Consider the following 13,788-nt stretch of genomic DNA (forward strand, 5'->3'; position numbering starts at 1 on the left):
TAGCGTTAAAATCATACCATAATTATTTTTCATTTGCAATCAATTTAACAGAATTGAAATAAAATTCTGAAAGGTTTTGCACATTATGATTATAACATAATTATTTGATTTGTCACGCAATTTGTTTATTTGCGCAATCAACAATTGACAATTATAGCTATTCTTTTTTATATAGTCAATAAATTACAATTCAATCTTTTTAGATATACGGGTGAAATGTGAATATTATGTGAATAAATATATACTTCTTTTATAGCCAAAAACGTAAGATATTATTCTTGTTTTCAAAATTTTATTTATTGCAATGTTAAAGGCTATTCACTTTTAGTGAACAGCCTATATCTTTAACTCTGAACTTCTTCTTTATAATCACAATTTGTACATTGTACTTGTGTTTCCTTTTTGTTTTTCTTTTCCACTAACAGTGATTCACATTTTGGACAAGGTCTTTGTATCGGTTTATCCCAGGATACAAAATCACATTCAGGAAAACGATCACACCCATAAAAAGTTCTTCGTTTTTTAGATTTTCGTTCGACTATATTTCCTTCCGAGCATTTCGGACATTTTACACCAATCTCTTTCAATATTGGTTTGGTATTCCTACAATCTGGAAAATTAGAACATGCTAAGAATTTTCCGTATCTCCCCATTTTATACACCATTGGGTGACCACATTCTTCGCAGTCTATTCCAGCTGGCTCGTCTTTTATCTCTATTTTTTCCATCTCTTTTTCAGCTTTTTCTAAACGCTCACTAAAGCCTTTATAAAATTCATCAATAGTAGAAACCCAGTTACGTTGACCTTCCTCTATGGAGTCTAAGTCACCTTCCATTTTCACTGTAAAATCAACATCGATTATTTCAGGGAAAAATTCTTCCATTGATTCATTGACGATTGTACCAAGTTCAGTCGGTATAAATCGTTTATTATCTAAAGTAACATATCCACGACGTTGTATTGTGTCTAGTGTTGGTGCATATGTGGAAGGCCTTCCGATGCCAAGTTCTTCCATTGTTCTTACCAACCTTGCCTCTGTATATCGTGGAGGTGGTTGAGTAAAGTGCTGATTCGGTATAATTTCCTTTGAATCCACAACCATACCCTCAGATAAATCTGGAAGAAATTTCTCTTCAACTTTTTTATTATCATCTGTTCCTTCAATATATACTTTCATAAAACCTTTAAATTTAATTTTTGAACCCGTTGCACGGAACTCCACATTGTTACTATATAAATGAACCGTCATTGTATCCATTATAGCAGGTGCCATTTGACTTGCTAAAAAGCGTTCCCAAATCAATTTATACAATCTGTATTGATCTCTTGATAGTATTTCTTTTAATGATTTCGGATCTCTATTTACTGAAGTTGGGCGAATAGCTTCATGAGCGTCTTGTGCACCCTCTTTATTTTTTTTAGGTTTATTTTCCCCATGATACTCTTTACCAAATTTCTCTAAAATATAATCATAGGCTTCTGATTTTGCAGTATCCGAAATTCTAGTAGAATCTGTACGCATATACGTAATTAATCCAGTGATTCCTCCAGATTTCTTACCTAAATCTATCCCTTCATATAACTGTTGGGCTATCATCATTGTTTTCTTTGCCCTAAAATTTAACTTCCTCGCTGCTTCTTGTTGTAAAGATGAGGTAATAAAAGGTTGAGCCGGGTTGCGTTTTCTCTCTCGTTTTGTAACTTTTTCAATGGTAAATTTCTTTTCTAATTGGTTTGTAATTTTTTTTACATCGGCTTCCGTCTTTAATTCTTGTTTCTTTCCATCTTCACCGTAAAATGAGCCTTCAAACATTGTCCCGTCTTTTAAAAATTCGGCTTGAATCGACCAATATTCTTCCGGATTGAAGGTTTGAATTTCTTTTTCACGATCTACGATTAGTTTCATTGCCACCGATTGAACACGGCCGGCACTTAACCCTTTCTTCACTTTTTTCCATAGTATAGGGCTGATATTATATCCAACTAATCGGTCTAAAATACGTCGAGCTTGTTGTGCATTCACTAGATCAATATCAATCGAACGAGGATGTTTGAATGATTCTTTAATAGCGTCTTTTGTAATTTCATTAAATACGACGCGGCAATCTGAAGTTTCATCTACATTTAAGATATGCGCTAAATGCCAAGCAATTGCTTCCCCTTCTCTGTCCGGGTCCGCTGCTAAATATATTTTTTTGGCCTTTTTTGCTGATTTACGTAAGTCTTTTAACACATCGCCTTTACCACGAATCGTAATATATTTTGGTTTAAAATTTTCATCAACGTCTACACCCATTTGACTTTTGGGCAAATCACGGACATGGCCCATTGAAGCTTTAACTTCGTATTTTTTTCCTAAATAGCGTTCAATTGTTTTCGCCTTTGCAGGTGATTCTACAATAACTAGATAATCTTTCATCTATGATCCTCCTAAGATGAGGTTGGCAATATACAGAAATAGTTTATAAAGTTGAATTTCTTCGGTGGGAGGTACGACGACAGAATGTGCTGGTAGCATCGCTATATTTTTAGTCAGATTTACCTCTCACTAAATATCTGTTGAACCCAGTAGTATTTTACTCGCTGCCTCCTATTTTCTATCCTTGTTTTAATTGAATTCTACTTGTTTAGAGCTACAGCTAGTAAAGTAGGAATAAAAAAGCTTTTAATTAGTCTTTACTTTTATTTCGTTATCTTATTTTATATACTTTCTGGCTATTATATTACCTTACTAAATAATTTTGAAATCTTCACTAATACTAAATAGTTATAATGAATTTGTCAAACAAACTGTTACTGATATTCGTTTTTATCATCATTTACCGATAAAGCAACTCTTCATTCAGTTGGGTCGAAGTAATTGCAGCTGGACGAGTAATTGGATTCTAAGACATGCCAATTCCTACATTGTAATAGGACGCCTGAGTTTTTAGTCGGCCAACCAGTTAACCTTGGATAAATAGTCCCAATCCTCTTGAATATCAATAGGGGATTGAACTAACTTAGCACCATCTTGAATCATTTGATGGCAACCTTTCGTCTGGGGAATGGTTGGAGAGCCTGGTACAGCATATACTTCTCTTCCTTGGTCTAGTGCCTGGTCCACAGTAATTAAGGTTCCGCTTTTTTCAGTTGCTTCAATTACTAAAGTTCCAAAACTAAGTCCACTTATAATCCGATTCCGTTCAGGGAAATGGTACTTAACAGGTCGAATATCTGGTGGATACTCAGATAAAACTAGTCCATATTTAGCTATTTGATGAAATAGGTTTGTATTCTGTTTTGGATATATATGATGAAATCCACTTCCTAATACAGCAATTGTTTTACCCTGATTGATTAAAGCAGTTTGATGAGCGAGGCTATCTATTCCTTTGGCTAAACCACTAACAATTAACCAATTATCCTTCACTAACGGCTTAACGATATGTTCTAATTTGATCATAGCTTCTTTGGATGGGTTTCGAGTACCAATTACACTCAACTTCTGTTTATATTGTAGTAATGATAGGTCTCCTTTAACATATAAAACAAGAGGTGCATCTTTTATTGTATTTAACATGGCTGGATAGTTTTCGTCAACTATTGTAATAGTTTTATATAATCTTAAATCCTTTATTAATTGTTTCTTCATTCTATTTTGATGAAGATCTTGATAAAATAATGTGGCATTTTTAAAGGGGATTTGGAGGTGTTTTGAAATTTCATGGGGAGTTAATTTATAGACACCACTTAACGTGGAATCAATTTGGAGAAGCCTACGAATTATCCTTCTTGTTATACCGCGGCATCTGGAGATGTGGATCAAGCGAAGGCGAACATTATTATTCAATTCATCACGTCCTATATGTAATGTTTAGCAGATAAGTTATATAAGCTTTACTAATCTGCATTAGCGCAACTAGAGCATTCGCCAAATCTTATAGCGGATACTAAGTTTTTTAATAGTTAATAGAACCTAAAAGAAGATAGTCTTTTAGGTTCTATTACACTACTTTCGCTTTTCTTATCTAGCTCAAGTAGCCAGCGACTAGCGAGACTTCCTTCACCTCCGTACGATAAGTCAACATCAACTCACTCCGTTCGTTGTGTTTCCTTTATCTCCTTCGGGAGGGGAATGTCCGATTAAGACCGACGCTTTGCGCGTCAACATCGGACCGCCTGGCATGGCCAGGCGCAGTCCGTACGTCGCTACGACGCAAAGGATGTGCTAGTACAGACGTTGCGACAGGACGTCGCGTTCCTAGTCTGTACGGCTACTTTCGCTTTTCTTGGCTAGCTCAAGTAGCCAGCGACTAGCGAGACTTCCTTCACCTCCGTACGATAAGTCAACATCAACTCACTCCGTTCGTTGTGTTTCCTTTATCTCCTTCGGCTCAGTCCAGTCCGTACGTCGCTAAACGGCTACTTTCGCTTTTCTTAATGTGTTTTACATTTTTGATCTAGTCCTTTTTCTTTTAGGACTTTGATCATCGTTTCGCCGATTACTGCAGGTGTATCTGCTACAGCAATTCCGCATTCGTTCATAACACGTATTTTTTCTTCTGCAGTACCTTTACCACCTGAGATAATAGCTCCTGCATGTCCCATACGTTTTCCTGGAGGAGCAGTTGCACCACCTATGAACCCTACTACCGGTTTAGTCATATTGGCTTTAACCCATTCTGCTGCTTCTTCTTCAGCAGTACCACCAATTTCTCCAATCATTACTACTGCTTCTGTTTCCGGATCTTCATTAAATGCTTTTAAAACATCAATAAAGTTCGTTCCGTTTACAGGGTCTCCACCAATCCCAACAGCAGATGTTTGACCATAGCCAGCTTGGGATAATTGGTGTACCGCTTCGTATGTTAACGTTCCGGAACGAGAAACTACACCAATGTGTCCTTTTGTATGGATATATCCAGGCATAATTCCTACTTTACATTCATCAGAAGTAATTACTCCAGGACAGTTTGGTCCAATTAATCTAGTTTTCTTACCTTCCATATAACGTTTAACTTTTACCATATCCATTACCGGGATATGCTCCGTGATACAAATTACTAAATCTAATTCTGCATCAACCGCTTCCAAAATTGCGTCTGCTGCAAATGGTGCAGGTACGTAAACAACAGAAACCGTTGCTCCAGTTTTACTAACCGCCTCTTGTAATGTATTAAAAACTGGTACACCTTCTACTTCTGAACCACCTTTTTTGGGGGTTACACCACCAACAATTTTCGTACCATATTCAAGCATTTGTTTTGTATGGAATCTAGCAGTTCCACCAGTTATTCCTTGGACAATTACTTTCGTGTCTTTATTTAAATATACGCCCATTTTTGTACGTCCTTTCTTTCAATTTTATTTCACCATTGCTACAATTTTTTGAGCACCGTCAGCCATAGAATCTGCTGAAGTAATATTCAATCCAGATTCATTTAAGATTTTCTTCCCTAGGTCAACATTGGTACCTTCCAAACGAACGACTAACGGAATCTCTAAACCTACTTGTTTTGTTGCTTCTACAACACCCTCCGCAATAACGTCACATTTCATAATTCCACCAAAGATGTTTACAAAAATACCTTTTACATTAGGATCGGATAAAATAATCTTAAATGCTTCCGTTACTTTTTCAGCAGTTGCTCCGCCCCCAACATCAAGGAAGTTTGCCGGTTCGCCGCCAAAATACTTAATAATATCCATCGTGGACATAGCAAGTCCTGCACCATTTACCATACAACCGATATTTCCATCTAATGCAACATAACTTAAGTCGTATTTAGAAGCTTCGATTTCTTTTTCATCTTCTTCTTCTAAATCTCGTAATTCCATGATTTCAGGCTGACGGTATAAAGCATTGTCATCAAAGTTAAGTTTAGCATCTAATGCAAGTACTTCCCCATCACCAGTTGTTACTAATGGGTTGATTTCTGCAATGGAACAATCTTTTGCAATAAAAGCATCATATAAGCCTGTCATGAATTTAACAGCCTTCCCAACTAGTTCATCTGGAATATTAATATTAAATGCTAGTCTACGAGCTTGATAAGGTGCTAGTCCAACAATTGGATCAATTACCTCTTTAAATATTTTTTCAGGGGTTTCTGCAGCTACTTCTTCAATTTCTGTTCCACCCTCTTCAGACGCCATCATAACAACACGAGAAGTAGCGCGATCTAAAACAACACCAACATAATATTCTTTTTTGATATCGCATCCTTCCTCAATAAGAAGGCGCTTTACTTCTTTCCCCTCTGATCCTGTTTGATGGGTAACTAAAGTCTTTCCTAAAATTTCATTTGCATATGTACGAACTTCATCCAAATTTTTAGCTACCTTTACACCGCCAGCTTTCCCGCGTCCTCCAGCATGGATTTGCGCTTTGACAACGGTTACAGCACTACCTAATTTTTTTGCTGCTTCTACAGCTTCATCCACTGTATATGCTACGTGTCCATTGGGAACTTTTACACCAAATTCACGTAAAACTTGTTTACCTTGGTACTCGTGAATGTTCATTGTTCATCCTCCTAGTATAATTACTGCAATTTCATTGTATAAAAAAAACATAATTTAAACAAGAAAAACAATCTTAAATTATCACAAAATTGTCATTTATTTTGTTTAATGCTCTGTTCAGTATTATATATAAACGCAAATACCTCTGCAACTGCTTCATACAATTCTTCTGGAATTACCTCGTTTATATTAAGTTTCGAGAGCAATTCTACTAACGCAATGTCTTCTACAATCGGAATTTGATTTTGTGACGCAATTTCAAGAATTTCGTCCGCCGTTTTCCCCTTTCCAACTGCAGTAACTACAGGAGCTGGATTCTTTTTTTGGTTATATTTTAAGGATACTGCTTTTTTATTAGTCATATTCGAAAATCAACTCCTGTAAAATTGGATGGATTATATTTTTTATTAGAAAGAGTATTTGTAATATTAGATTCAGATGGCATTGGTTTAAATAAAACGTTCGTTAGATGATAATTTAGTTTTTCTAATCCGGATTTTAACCGTTTTTGTAACGAGAAGGTCCTTTCTTTCAATCCTTCGACATTATTATACACTGTAATAGTCACATTTCTTTGTTGTATATGCATATCTATTATTGTTTCATGCAGATACTCAAGTTCTAAATAAAAATAAATTCTACAGTAATTCGGATCAATCGTTCCTTTTTTTGTTTTTTTACTTTTTAGTTCTAAATCTAAATCTTTTTTTAGCCCTAATACCTCACCTGGCAAATTATAATTAACTTGGATGAAATTGTCTGTTTCGTTTATTGTGTTTAATTGCATTCCATTTAGATGGTGAAGAAGTTTTTCTGCATGAATTTGATGCTCCCCATCCATCGATAACATTTGTAGTAAATATCCCTTAATAGATGGTAGATGAATGTCACCCTGTTGCCTTATCGTATATTCATAGTCTAATCCACTATTTGACAAAAACTGATGAAGATGATGAAGGAACAGTTGTTTAGGTTTCATTTCAATATTATTGTTACCTAGCATTGGATCTGGTTTGACAAAACTCTGTAGCATGGTATAGGCATTAGTAAATTTTTCTTGACTTTGAAGTTCATTTATCAAATTACGAATTAGCTTAGACTGATTGTCCGTACTTTTAGAATATATCGCTTGAAATATGGAATCAGTTAAGGGTAATCTTCGTTGAATTAATTCTTTTAATACGTCTTTCACTTGTTCGTTATCCTTATATTTTTCTAATAATTGAAGAGCTTGTAACAGTTGTGTCTTTTCAAATGGAACTCCATCTACCATCAATTTTTGTACAAACAAACGGTTAGCTTCTGTATTTTTCACCCCTAAATTTTTTAATAAAACCGGTACATCTAATTTAGATTGATTTTTTAACTTTTTACCAATTACCTTTAAGTAAAGTACTTGATTTGAGACATGAACTTGAAAATGATAACGATCTCCTATCGTTAATGGTATTTCCAGTTTCGCTATAACAGTTTGATTCTTTAATTGAATTTGGGCCATATTATTAGGGTATAATTTGGAAACTTTTCCTCTTACTATCTGACCTTGCCTTAGCATGGATTTATTTAACAAAGACGGTGAATGTATCTTTCCGAATATTTTACTTGTTTCCAGCTGTAACTTCCTCCTTCATGCTGATCACATTTCTCACAGGGCTAAATGTATAACGGTGATATGGAGTTGCACCCAGTTCTTTTAATTTTTCCATATGAATTTTGGTACCATACCCCATATTTGATGCAAAGTCGTACTCTGGATATTTTTTATGTATATCTTCCATAATCCCATCACGCGTTACTTTTGCTATAATACTTGCAGCAGCAATAGATACACTTTTTGCATCCCCTTTTATAATCGATTCGTAAGTACATGTAAGGTTTTTCAAATTTACTGCATCTATTAAAACGTGATCCGGGAAAACATTGAGACCTTTTATAGCTTTCATCATAGCTAATTTAGTAGCCTCAAAAATATTAATTTCATCAATTTTTCTGCTATCCACTACTCCCACACCATAACTTATTGCTTTTTCAATTATTATGTCATAGTATTTTTTTCTAGTTTCTTCATTAAGTTGTTTGGAATCGTTTAGTCCTAATAATTTAAAATCCATTGGTAGTATAACAGCTGCGGCTACGACCGGACCTGCTAATGGGCCTCTCCCAGCCTCATCAACGCCTGCTATATATTGTTTTCCATGTAACCTAGCTCTATTTTCTATTTGACACATTTCATGATACTTTACTTCTAATTCTATTTCTTTACGTTTTTGGTTTTCATAGCTCTTTATTAAATTTTGAACGCCTTTACGTTCATCTAGTTTTAGCTCACTAATTAGCTCCGCTGTTATTAATCCCTCTCCAAATAACCTTTTAAGCTCTGAAATAGGTTGCTTTTTCATGAATACACCTAACTCTCTCATTATCTATATTGACTTGATTTTCGCAGTTTTGCTGGGAGAATGCCTTAGTTGCACTATACAAAGAATGATAACTTTCCTCCTGCTAAACAATAAAACATCCATCAATTTTAGATGGATGTCATTATTGAAAAATCACTTGAATATTATAGCCTTTCAAGCGTTATTTTACCAAGTCTTCCGGTTCTTAAATCCCTTAATACAATATCGGCTACTTTGTCAAAATTCACATTCCCTCCACTTTCTAAAGCTCCGCGAAGTTTTCCGATTTTAACAAAGATTTCCCACATATCATCCATATCGTGTTCAATTTGATATCTTTCCACCAATTGATTCGGGTAGTGCTCTTGCATGAAGGAAATAACAAAAGCAACTATATCTTGTAGCGATAATAATTGATCTTTAATTGTTCCAGTTGCTGCTAAACGATAGCCAATTGTTTGATCTTCAAATTTAGGCCAAAGAATTCCCGGTGTGTCTAGAAGTTCAAAGTCTTTTTTAACTTTAATCCATAATTGATGTTTCGTAATACCAGGTCGGTCTCCTGTTTTCGCTACTTTTTTGTTCGCAAGTCGATTTATAAGTGTAGATTTCCCTACATTTGGGATTCCTACAATCATCGCTCTTGCTGGCCTAGGTTTAATACCCCTTTTTTCTAATTTTTTAATTTTTTCTTGTCCTAGTTGCTTTGCTAGTTGAATAACTTTCTTTATATCCTCTTTTTCATTCACATCCACCGCTACTGCGGGTATTCCTTGTTCTTGGAAATAAGCTAAAAATTGCTCCGTGATTTTCGTATCTGCTAAATCCTTTTTCATCATCACAATCATTTTAGATTTAGTTTGTAATACTTGTTGAAGCATTGGGTTCTGTGAAGATAATGGTGCTCTAGCATCAACTAATTCTATTACAAAATCAACTAATTTTAATTTTTCTTCTACTTCCCTTTTCGCCTTTGCCATGTGTCCCGGAAACCATTGTATAGTCATAATGTTTTTACTCTCCTACGATTTGCATTCTATCCAGAGGCCAATAAATTAAACTTGCTTTCCCTACAATTTGATCCATCGAAATAACCCCTAACATTCGACTATCAGTAGAGTTACCTCGATTATCCCCTAACACGAGCACATGACCCTCTGGAATAGTCGTGAATTCACCCGGTAACTCTTCCAATGTAAAATCATTTGTTAAGGTTTCATAAGGTCCCATATTCCTTTTTTGTTCATTTAAGAAGGGTTCTTCAACAGGATTTCCATTTATGTATAAAACCTCATCCCTAACTGCAACGTGTTCACCGGGTAAACCAATTACCCTTTTAATAAAATCTTTTTGAGCAGACGCATGAAATACTACAATGTCAAAACGATCTGGTTCTCCAATGTTATACCCAATTTTATTAACTATCATTTGGTCTTTGTCATGTAAGGTGGGTAACATCGATGGTCCATCGACAACGATTGGAGAGAAAAAAAACATACGTACAACAAGTGCCAAGCCCAATGCAAGTAATAATGCTTTTAACCAATCAAACCATTCTTTCTTTTTATTTGCCATGCGTTCTCCTCCACGTCACGCAATCTCTTTGTATTTTATTTTATCATATCAACCGAATTTAATGAGAACTAATTAATATAATAATCATATACCAAATCAGATACTTAGTTCTTAAGTAATAAAAAAAGAACTTGGTCCATTACGCAAGTTCCTTTTTTATTACTGTTATACAGTTTTTGTGTCTAGCTCAATCGCCCAACGACTAGCGAGACTTCCTTCACCTTCGTACGATAAGTCAACATCGACTCGAGGTACTTAAGGTAGGCCGACTAAAACCGGCCTTTGCGGCCAACGTCGGCACACCTCTATGAAGAGGCGTGTTTCCTTTATCTCCTACGGCTCAGTCCAGTCCGTACGTCGCTAAACGGGCGCTTACGCTTTTCTAAATTATCGGCGTTCTTTAATACGCGCAGCTTTACCACGTAGATTACGTAGGTAGTAAAGTTTAGCACGGCGTACTGCACCACGACGAACTACTTCTAGTTTATCCACACGAGGTGAATGTACTGGGAATGTACGTTCTACACCTACACCGTAAGAAATCTTTCTTACTGTAAATGTTTCACTGATTCCACCGTTTTGACGTTTAATAACAACACCTTCAAAAATCTGGATACGCTCACGAGTACCTTCAACAACTTTAACGTGAACCTTAACAGTATCTCCAGGACGGAAATCAGGATGGTCTGTACGTAATTGATCTTTCGTAATGTCTGCAATTAATTGTTGCATTTTAAACTCTCCTTCCAAACTAATGTTCATCATCCTCTAGGGACAGCGGAACATCGTTTTACGGCTTAAACGAACTTAAGCACAATCATTAATATAGCATAAATCAATTATTTATTCAACTATATTTAAAGTATTGTATTCAATTATTTTCATTCTTTATTTTATTTAATAGTTGCTTATCCTCATTAGACAATTGTGTTGACTGAAGTAAGTCTTGTCTTCGTTCATACGTTCTTTTCAATGATTGTTCTCTACGCCATTCTTCAATCTTTGCATGATTACCAGATAATAAAACAGGTGGGACTTCTATTCCTCGGAAACTTGCTGGACGTGTGTAATGTGGATGTTCCAACAAACCAGTAGAAAATGAATCTTGAACAGCAGACTCTTCATTTCCTAATACTTGAGGTAATAAGCGAACAACACTATCCACCACCACCATAGCACCTAGCTCTCCGCCAGTTAATACATAATCCCCAATCGATATTTCATCTGTGACAAGATGGGTTCTAATTCTTTCATCATAACCTTCATAATGCCCACAAATAAAGATAAGATGTTCCTCTTTAGCAAATTCCTCAGCCTTTTTTTGATTATAAGGTTCGCCTTGTGGACACATTAATATAATTCGTGGTTTTTTACCTTCTATATTTTTAGAGATAGATTCGACCGCATCAAAAACAGGTTGTGGGGATAAGACCATCCCAGCACCACCGCCATATGGATAATCATCCACTTTATTATGCTTGTTTTCTGTATAATCCCTAAAGTTCACTAATTTGTAGCTGAACTGTTCTCTCTCACTTGCCTTTTTAAGAATAGAACTCTGAAATACCCCTGTAAACATTTCTGGAAATAAGGTAAGAATATCTATATGCATTAATCTAGCAATCCTTCCATTGGTTCAATCGTAACGTTTTTTGCATCTATATCGACAGACTTCACTACTTCTTCAATATAAGGTACTAAAATATCCTTCCCTTTCAGCTGCTTCACAACCCATACATCATTTGCTCCAGGAGATAAAACTTCTTTAATTTTACCAATATACCGATCATCGGTAGTATGCACTTCACATCCAATAATTTCATGATAATAAAATTCATTATCATCTAATTCCGTCAATTGTTCTTCCTTTATTTTCAAAAATAATCCCTTAAAGTTCTCCACATCATTGATATTATGATACCCTTCAAATTGCAAAAGATCATACCCTTTATGTATACGGTGTCCATCAATGACTAATTTTAATGGTTCTCCCTTATTGTTATCTAAGTAAAGAATACCACCCGTTTGAAAGCGATCATCAAAATCACTAATCCGTAAAACTTTAACTTCCCCACGGATACCATGTGTATTTATAATTTTTCCAACATTAAACATGTTTATTGTCATATCAACACCAAACTTTCTCTATTTATCGACACGTACGATCATTCCATCTTTTATAACAATGGATTGCTCGCTCATTATTTCTTCCCAATGCATTCCTTCTGTGACCTCAACAAGAGCTTCAACTTCATCTTCTACAATTTCTACCCCTAAATCAAGCATCTCCATTTGTTCTATTTTAAAATCAATAAGATCCATTTTTTCCTTGCGTTTATTAATTTCATTTTGAAACCTACGTGTTACATCTTGTTTGGAAACACCTGATTTATTTTGTAATTTCTTTTTTTCAAACAGAAGTTGTTGACACTCTTGTTCAAGTCGCATTTTTTGATTATGAAACTGATCCATTATTTTTTTTCTACTTTTCTCAGTAACTATTTGTTTGACTAGGATTTTTTTTATTATCTTCATTCCTTTTCCTCACTCTCACAAAATGCACAAAAGCGCAAGCGCCCTTACAGTCTAAGAACGCAACGTCCTGTCGCAACGCCTGTACTCGCTACATCCCGTGCTTCGTAGTGACGTACGGAGGTGAAGGAAGTCTCGCTAGTCGCTGGGCGCCGGAGCTAGACGTGGCTAATATTAAGACTAAATTTTTATACTTATCTTATCAAACAGAAAAGGGAAAGTAAAACCAACCGGTTCCTTTCCCTTTGCTTACATAATATCTAAGTAAATGCGTTTTTTCCCATCTGATTTAGCTGCATATACAACTGTTCGAATCGCCTTTGCAATACGTCCGTTCTTACCAATAACCTTACCAACATCATCTTTATGAACAGTAAGATGATATACAATCTTACTATCTTCTTCTGTTCGATTTACAACAATGTCTTCAGGATTATCAACGAGCGGTGTTACAATCGATTCTATTAGGGCCTTCATGATATCACACTACTTTACTATTAGTTTTTTTGTTCGTGGAATTTTTTCATGATGCCTTGTTGTGAGAATAGGTTGCGAACTGTATCACTTGGTTTAGCACCTTTTTTCATCCAATCAAGTGCTTTTTCCTCATCTATTTTAATTTCAGCAGGGTTAGAAACTGGATTGTAAGTTCCAACCTGTTCAATATTACGTCCGTCACGAGGAGAACGTGAATCTGCTACAACAATACGATAGAATGGGTTTCTTTTAGATCCCATACGTTTTAAACGAATTCTTACTGCCATTTTTCATAGC

General features: G+C 35.5%; 15 protein-coding genes. All 15 read right to left on the reverse strand.

Going from position 1 to position 13,788, the window contains the following annotated elements; all coding sequences use genetic code 11:
- Window positions 1–344: 344 nt before the first annotated feature.
- Complete coding sequence (gene topA, locus A9178_RS02915; RefSeq protein WP_068672405.1) at window positions 345–2,420, reverse strand: type I DNA topoisomerase; 2,076 nt, start codon at window positions 2,418–2,420, stop codon at window positions 345–347.
- A gap of 510 nt (window positions 2,421–2,930) precedes the next feature.
- Window positions 2,931–3,833, reverse strand: coding sequence for a DNA-processing protein DprA (gene dprA, locus A9178_RS02920; protein ID WP_068672406.1), 903 nt, complete (start codon window positions 3,831–3,833; stop codon window positions 2,931–2,933).
- A gap of 587 nt (window positions 3,834–4,420) precedes the next feature.
- A complete protein-coding gene (gene sucD, locus A9178_RS02925; RefSeq protein WP_068672407.1) occupies window positions 4,421–5,323 on the reverse strand; it encodes a succinate--CoA ligase subunit alpha in 903 nt (300 codons plus the stop codon).
- 24 nt (window positions 5,324–5,347) lie between these two features.
- Entirely contained in the window at window positions 5,348–6,508 is a 1,161-nt protein-coding gene (gene sucC / locus A9178_RS02930) for an ADP-forming succinate--CoA ligase subunit beta (protein ID WP_068672408.1), read from the reverse strand.
- A 92-nt stretch (window positions 6,509–6,600) separates the two neighbouring features.
- Window positions 6,601–6,870, reverse strand: a complete 270-nt coding sequence (locus A9178_RS02935; protein ID WP_068672409.1) for an EscU/YscU/HrcU family type III secretion system export apparatus switch protein — start codon at window positions 6,868–6,870, stop codon at window positions 6,601–6,603.
- Window positions 6,867–8,063: a hypothetical protein gene (locus A9178_RS02940; RefSeq protein WP_156520688.1), complete on the reverse strand. Its 1,197-nt coding sequence runs from the start codon at window positions 8,061–8,063 to the stop codon at window positions 6,867–6,869. The genes A9178_RS02935 and A9178_RS02940 overlap by 4 nt, the downstream gene beginning before the upstream one ends.
- 43 nt (window positions 8,064–8,106) lie before the next feature.
- Window positions 8,107–8,907 carry a ribonuclease HII gene (locus A9178_RS02945; RefSeq protein WP_068672411.1) on the reverse strand — a complete coding sequence of 267 codons (801 nt, stop codon included), beginning with the start codon at window positions 8,905–8,907 and terminating at the stop codon, window positions 8,107–8,109.
- Window positions 8,908–9,071: 164 nt separating this feature from the next.
- Window positions 9,072–9,914 (reverse strand): ribosome biogenesis GTPase YlqF, encoded by an 843-nt coding sequence (gene ylqF / locus A9178_RS02950; RefSeq protein WP_068672412.1) that lies wholly within the window; start codon window positions 9,912–9,914, stop codon window positions 9,072–9,074.
- Window positions 9,915–9,921: 7 nt separating this feature from the next.
- A complete protein-coding gene (lepB, locus tag A9178_RS02955; RefSeq protein WP_068672413.1) occupies window positions 9,922–10,482 on the reverse strand; it encodes a signal peptidase I in 561 nt (186 codons plus the stop codon).
- A 387-nt stretch (window positions 10,483–10,869) separates the two neighbouring features.
- Window positions 10,870–11,214: a 50S ribosomal protein L19 gene (gene rplS, locus A9178_RS02960; protein WP_068672414.1), complete on the reverse strand. Its 345-nt coding sequence runs from the start codon at window positions 11,212–11,214 to the stop codon at window positions 10,870–10,872.
- Between the two features lie 139 nt (window positions 11,215–11,353).
- Window positions 11,354–12,094, reverse strand: a complete 741-nt coding sequence (gene trmD, locus A9178_RS02965) for a tRNA (guanosine(37)-N1)-methyltransferase TrmD (RefSeq protein WP_068672415.1) — start codon at window positions 12,092–12,094, stop codon at window positions 11,354–11,356.
- Window positions 12,094–12,609, reverse strand: coding sequence for a ribosome maturation factor RimM (gene rimM, locus A9178_RS02970; protein ID WP_068672416.1), 516 nt, complete (start codon window positions 12,607–12,609; stop codon window positions 12,094–12,096). The genes trmD and rimM overlap by 1 nt, the downstream gene beginning before the upstream one ends.
- Before the next feature lie 18 nt (window positions 12,610–12,627).
- Window positions 12,628–13,017, reverse strand: coding sequence for a YlqD family protein (locus A9178_RS02975; protein WP_068672417.1), 390 nt, complete (start codon window positions 13,015–13,017; stop codon window positions 12,628–12,630).
- A 246-nt stretch (window positions 13,018–13,263) separates the two neighbouring features.
- Complete coding sequence (locus A9178_RS02980) at window positions 13,264–13,491, reverse strand: KH domain-containing protein (protein WP_068672418.1); 228 nt, start codon at window positions 13,489–13,491, stop codon at window positions 13,264–13,266.
- A 20-nt stretch (window positions 13,492–13,511) separates the two neighbouring features.
- Window positions 13,512–13,778 carry a 30S ribosomal protein S16 gene (rpsP, locus tag A9178_RS02985; protein ID WP_068672419.1) on the reverse strand — a complete coding sequence of 89 codons (267 nt, stop codon included), beginning with the start codon at window positions 13,776–13,778 and terminating at the stop codon, window positions 13,512–13,514.
- Between the last annotated feature and the right edge of the window lie 10 nt (window positions 13,779–13,788).

The sequence above is a fragment of the Oceanobacillus sp. Castelsardo genome, assembly GCF_001659985.1.
In the GTDB taxonomy this organism is placed as follows: domain Bacteria; phylum Bacillota; class Bacilli; order Bacillales; family Amphibacillaceae; genus Oceanobacillus.

What these genes read in the sequence shown, in the direction of transcription:
- A9178_RS02945 (WP_068672411.1), bottom strand. Translation starts at nt 8,907, where the DNA reads ATGAAAAAGCAACCTATTTCAGAGCTTAAAAGGTTATTTGGAGAGGGA.
- sucD (WP_068672407.1), bottom strand. Translation starts at nt 5,323, where the DNA reads ATGGGCGTATATTTAAATAAAGACACGAAAGTAATTGTCCAAGGAATA.
- lepB (WP_068672413.1), bottom strand. Translation starts at nt 10,482, where the DNA reads ATGGCAAATAAAAAGAAAGAATGGTTTGATTGGTTAAAAGCATTATTA.
- A9178_RS02975 (WP_068672417.1), bottom strand. Translation starts at nt 13,017, where the DNA reads ATGAAGATAATAAAAAAAATCCTAGTCAAACAAATAGTTACTGAGAAA.
- A9178_RS02935 (WP_068672409.1), bottom strand. Translation starts at nt 6,870, where the DNA reads ATGACTAATAAAAAAGCAGTATCCTTAAAATATAACCAAAAAAAGAAT.
- A9178_RS02940 (WP_156520688.1), bottom strand. Translation starts at nt 8,063, where the DNA reads ATGCTAAGGCAAGGTCAGATAGTAAGAGGAAAAGTTTCCAAATTATAC.
- topA (WP_068672405.1), bottom strand. Translation starts at nt 2,420, where the DNA reads ATGAAAGATTATCTAGTTATTGTAGAATCACCTGCAAAGGCGAAAACA.
- A9178_RS02980 (WP_068672418.1), bottom strand. Translation starts at nt 13,491, where the DNA reads ATGAAGGCCCTAATAGAATCGATTGTAACACCGCTCGTTGATAATCCT.
- rimM (WP_068672416.1), bottom strand. Translation starts at nt 12,609, where the DNA reads ATGACAATAAACATGTTTAATGTTGGAAAAATTATAAATACACATGGT.
- ylqF (WP_068672412.1), bottom strand. Translation starts at nt 9,914, where the DNA reads ATGACTATACAATGGTTTCCGGGACACATGGCAAAGGCGAAAAGGGAA.
- rpsP (WP_068672419.1), bottom strand. Translation starts at nt 13,778, where the DNA reads ATGGCAGTAAGAATTCGTTTAAAACGTATGGGATCTAAAAGAAACCCA.
- rplS (WP_068672414.1), bottom strand. Translation starts at nt 11,214, where the DNA reads ATGCAACAATTAATTGCAGACATTACGAAAGATCAATTACGTACAGAC.
- trmD (WP_068672415.1), bottom strand. Translation starts at nt 12,094, where the DNA reads ATGCATATAGATATTCTTACCTTATTTCCAGAAATGTTTACAGGGGTA.
- sucC (WP_068672408.1), bottom strand. Translation starts at nt 6,508, where the DNA reads ATGAACATTCACGAGTACCAAGGTAAACAAGTTTTACGTGAATTTGGT.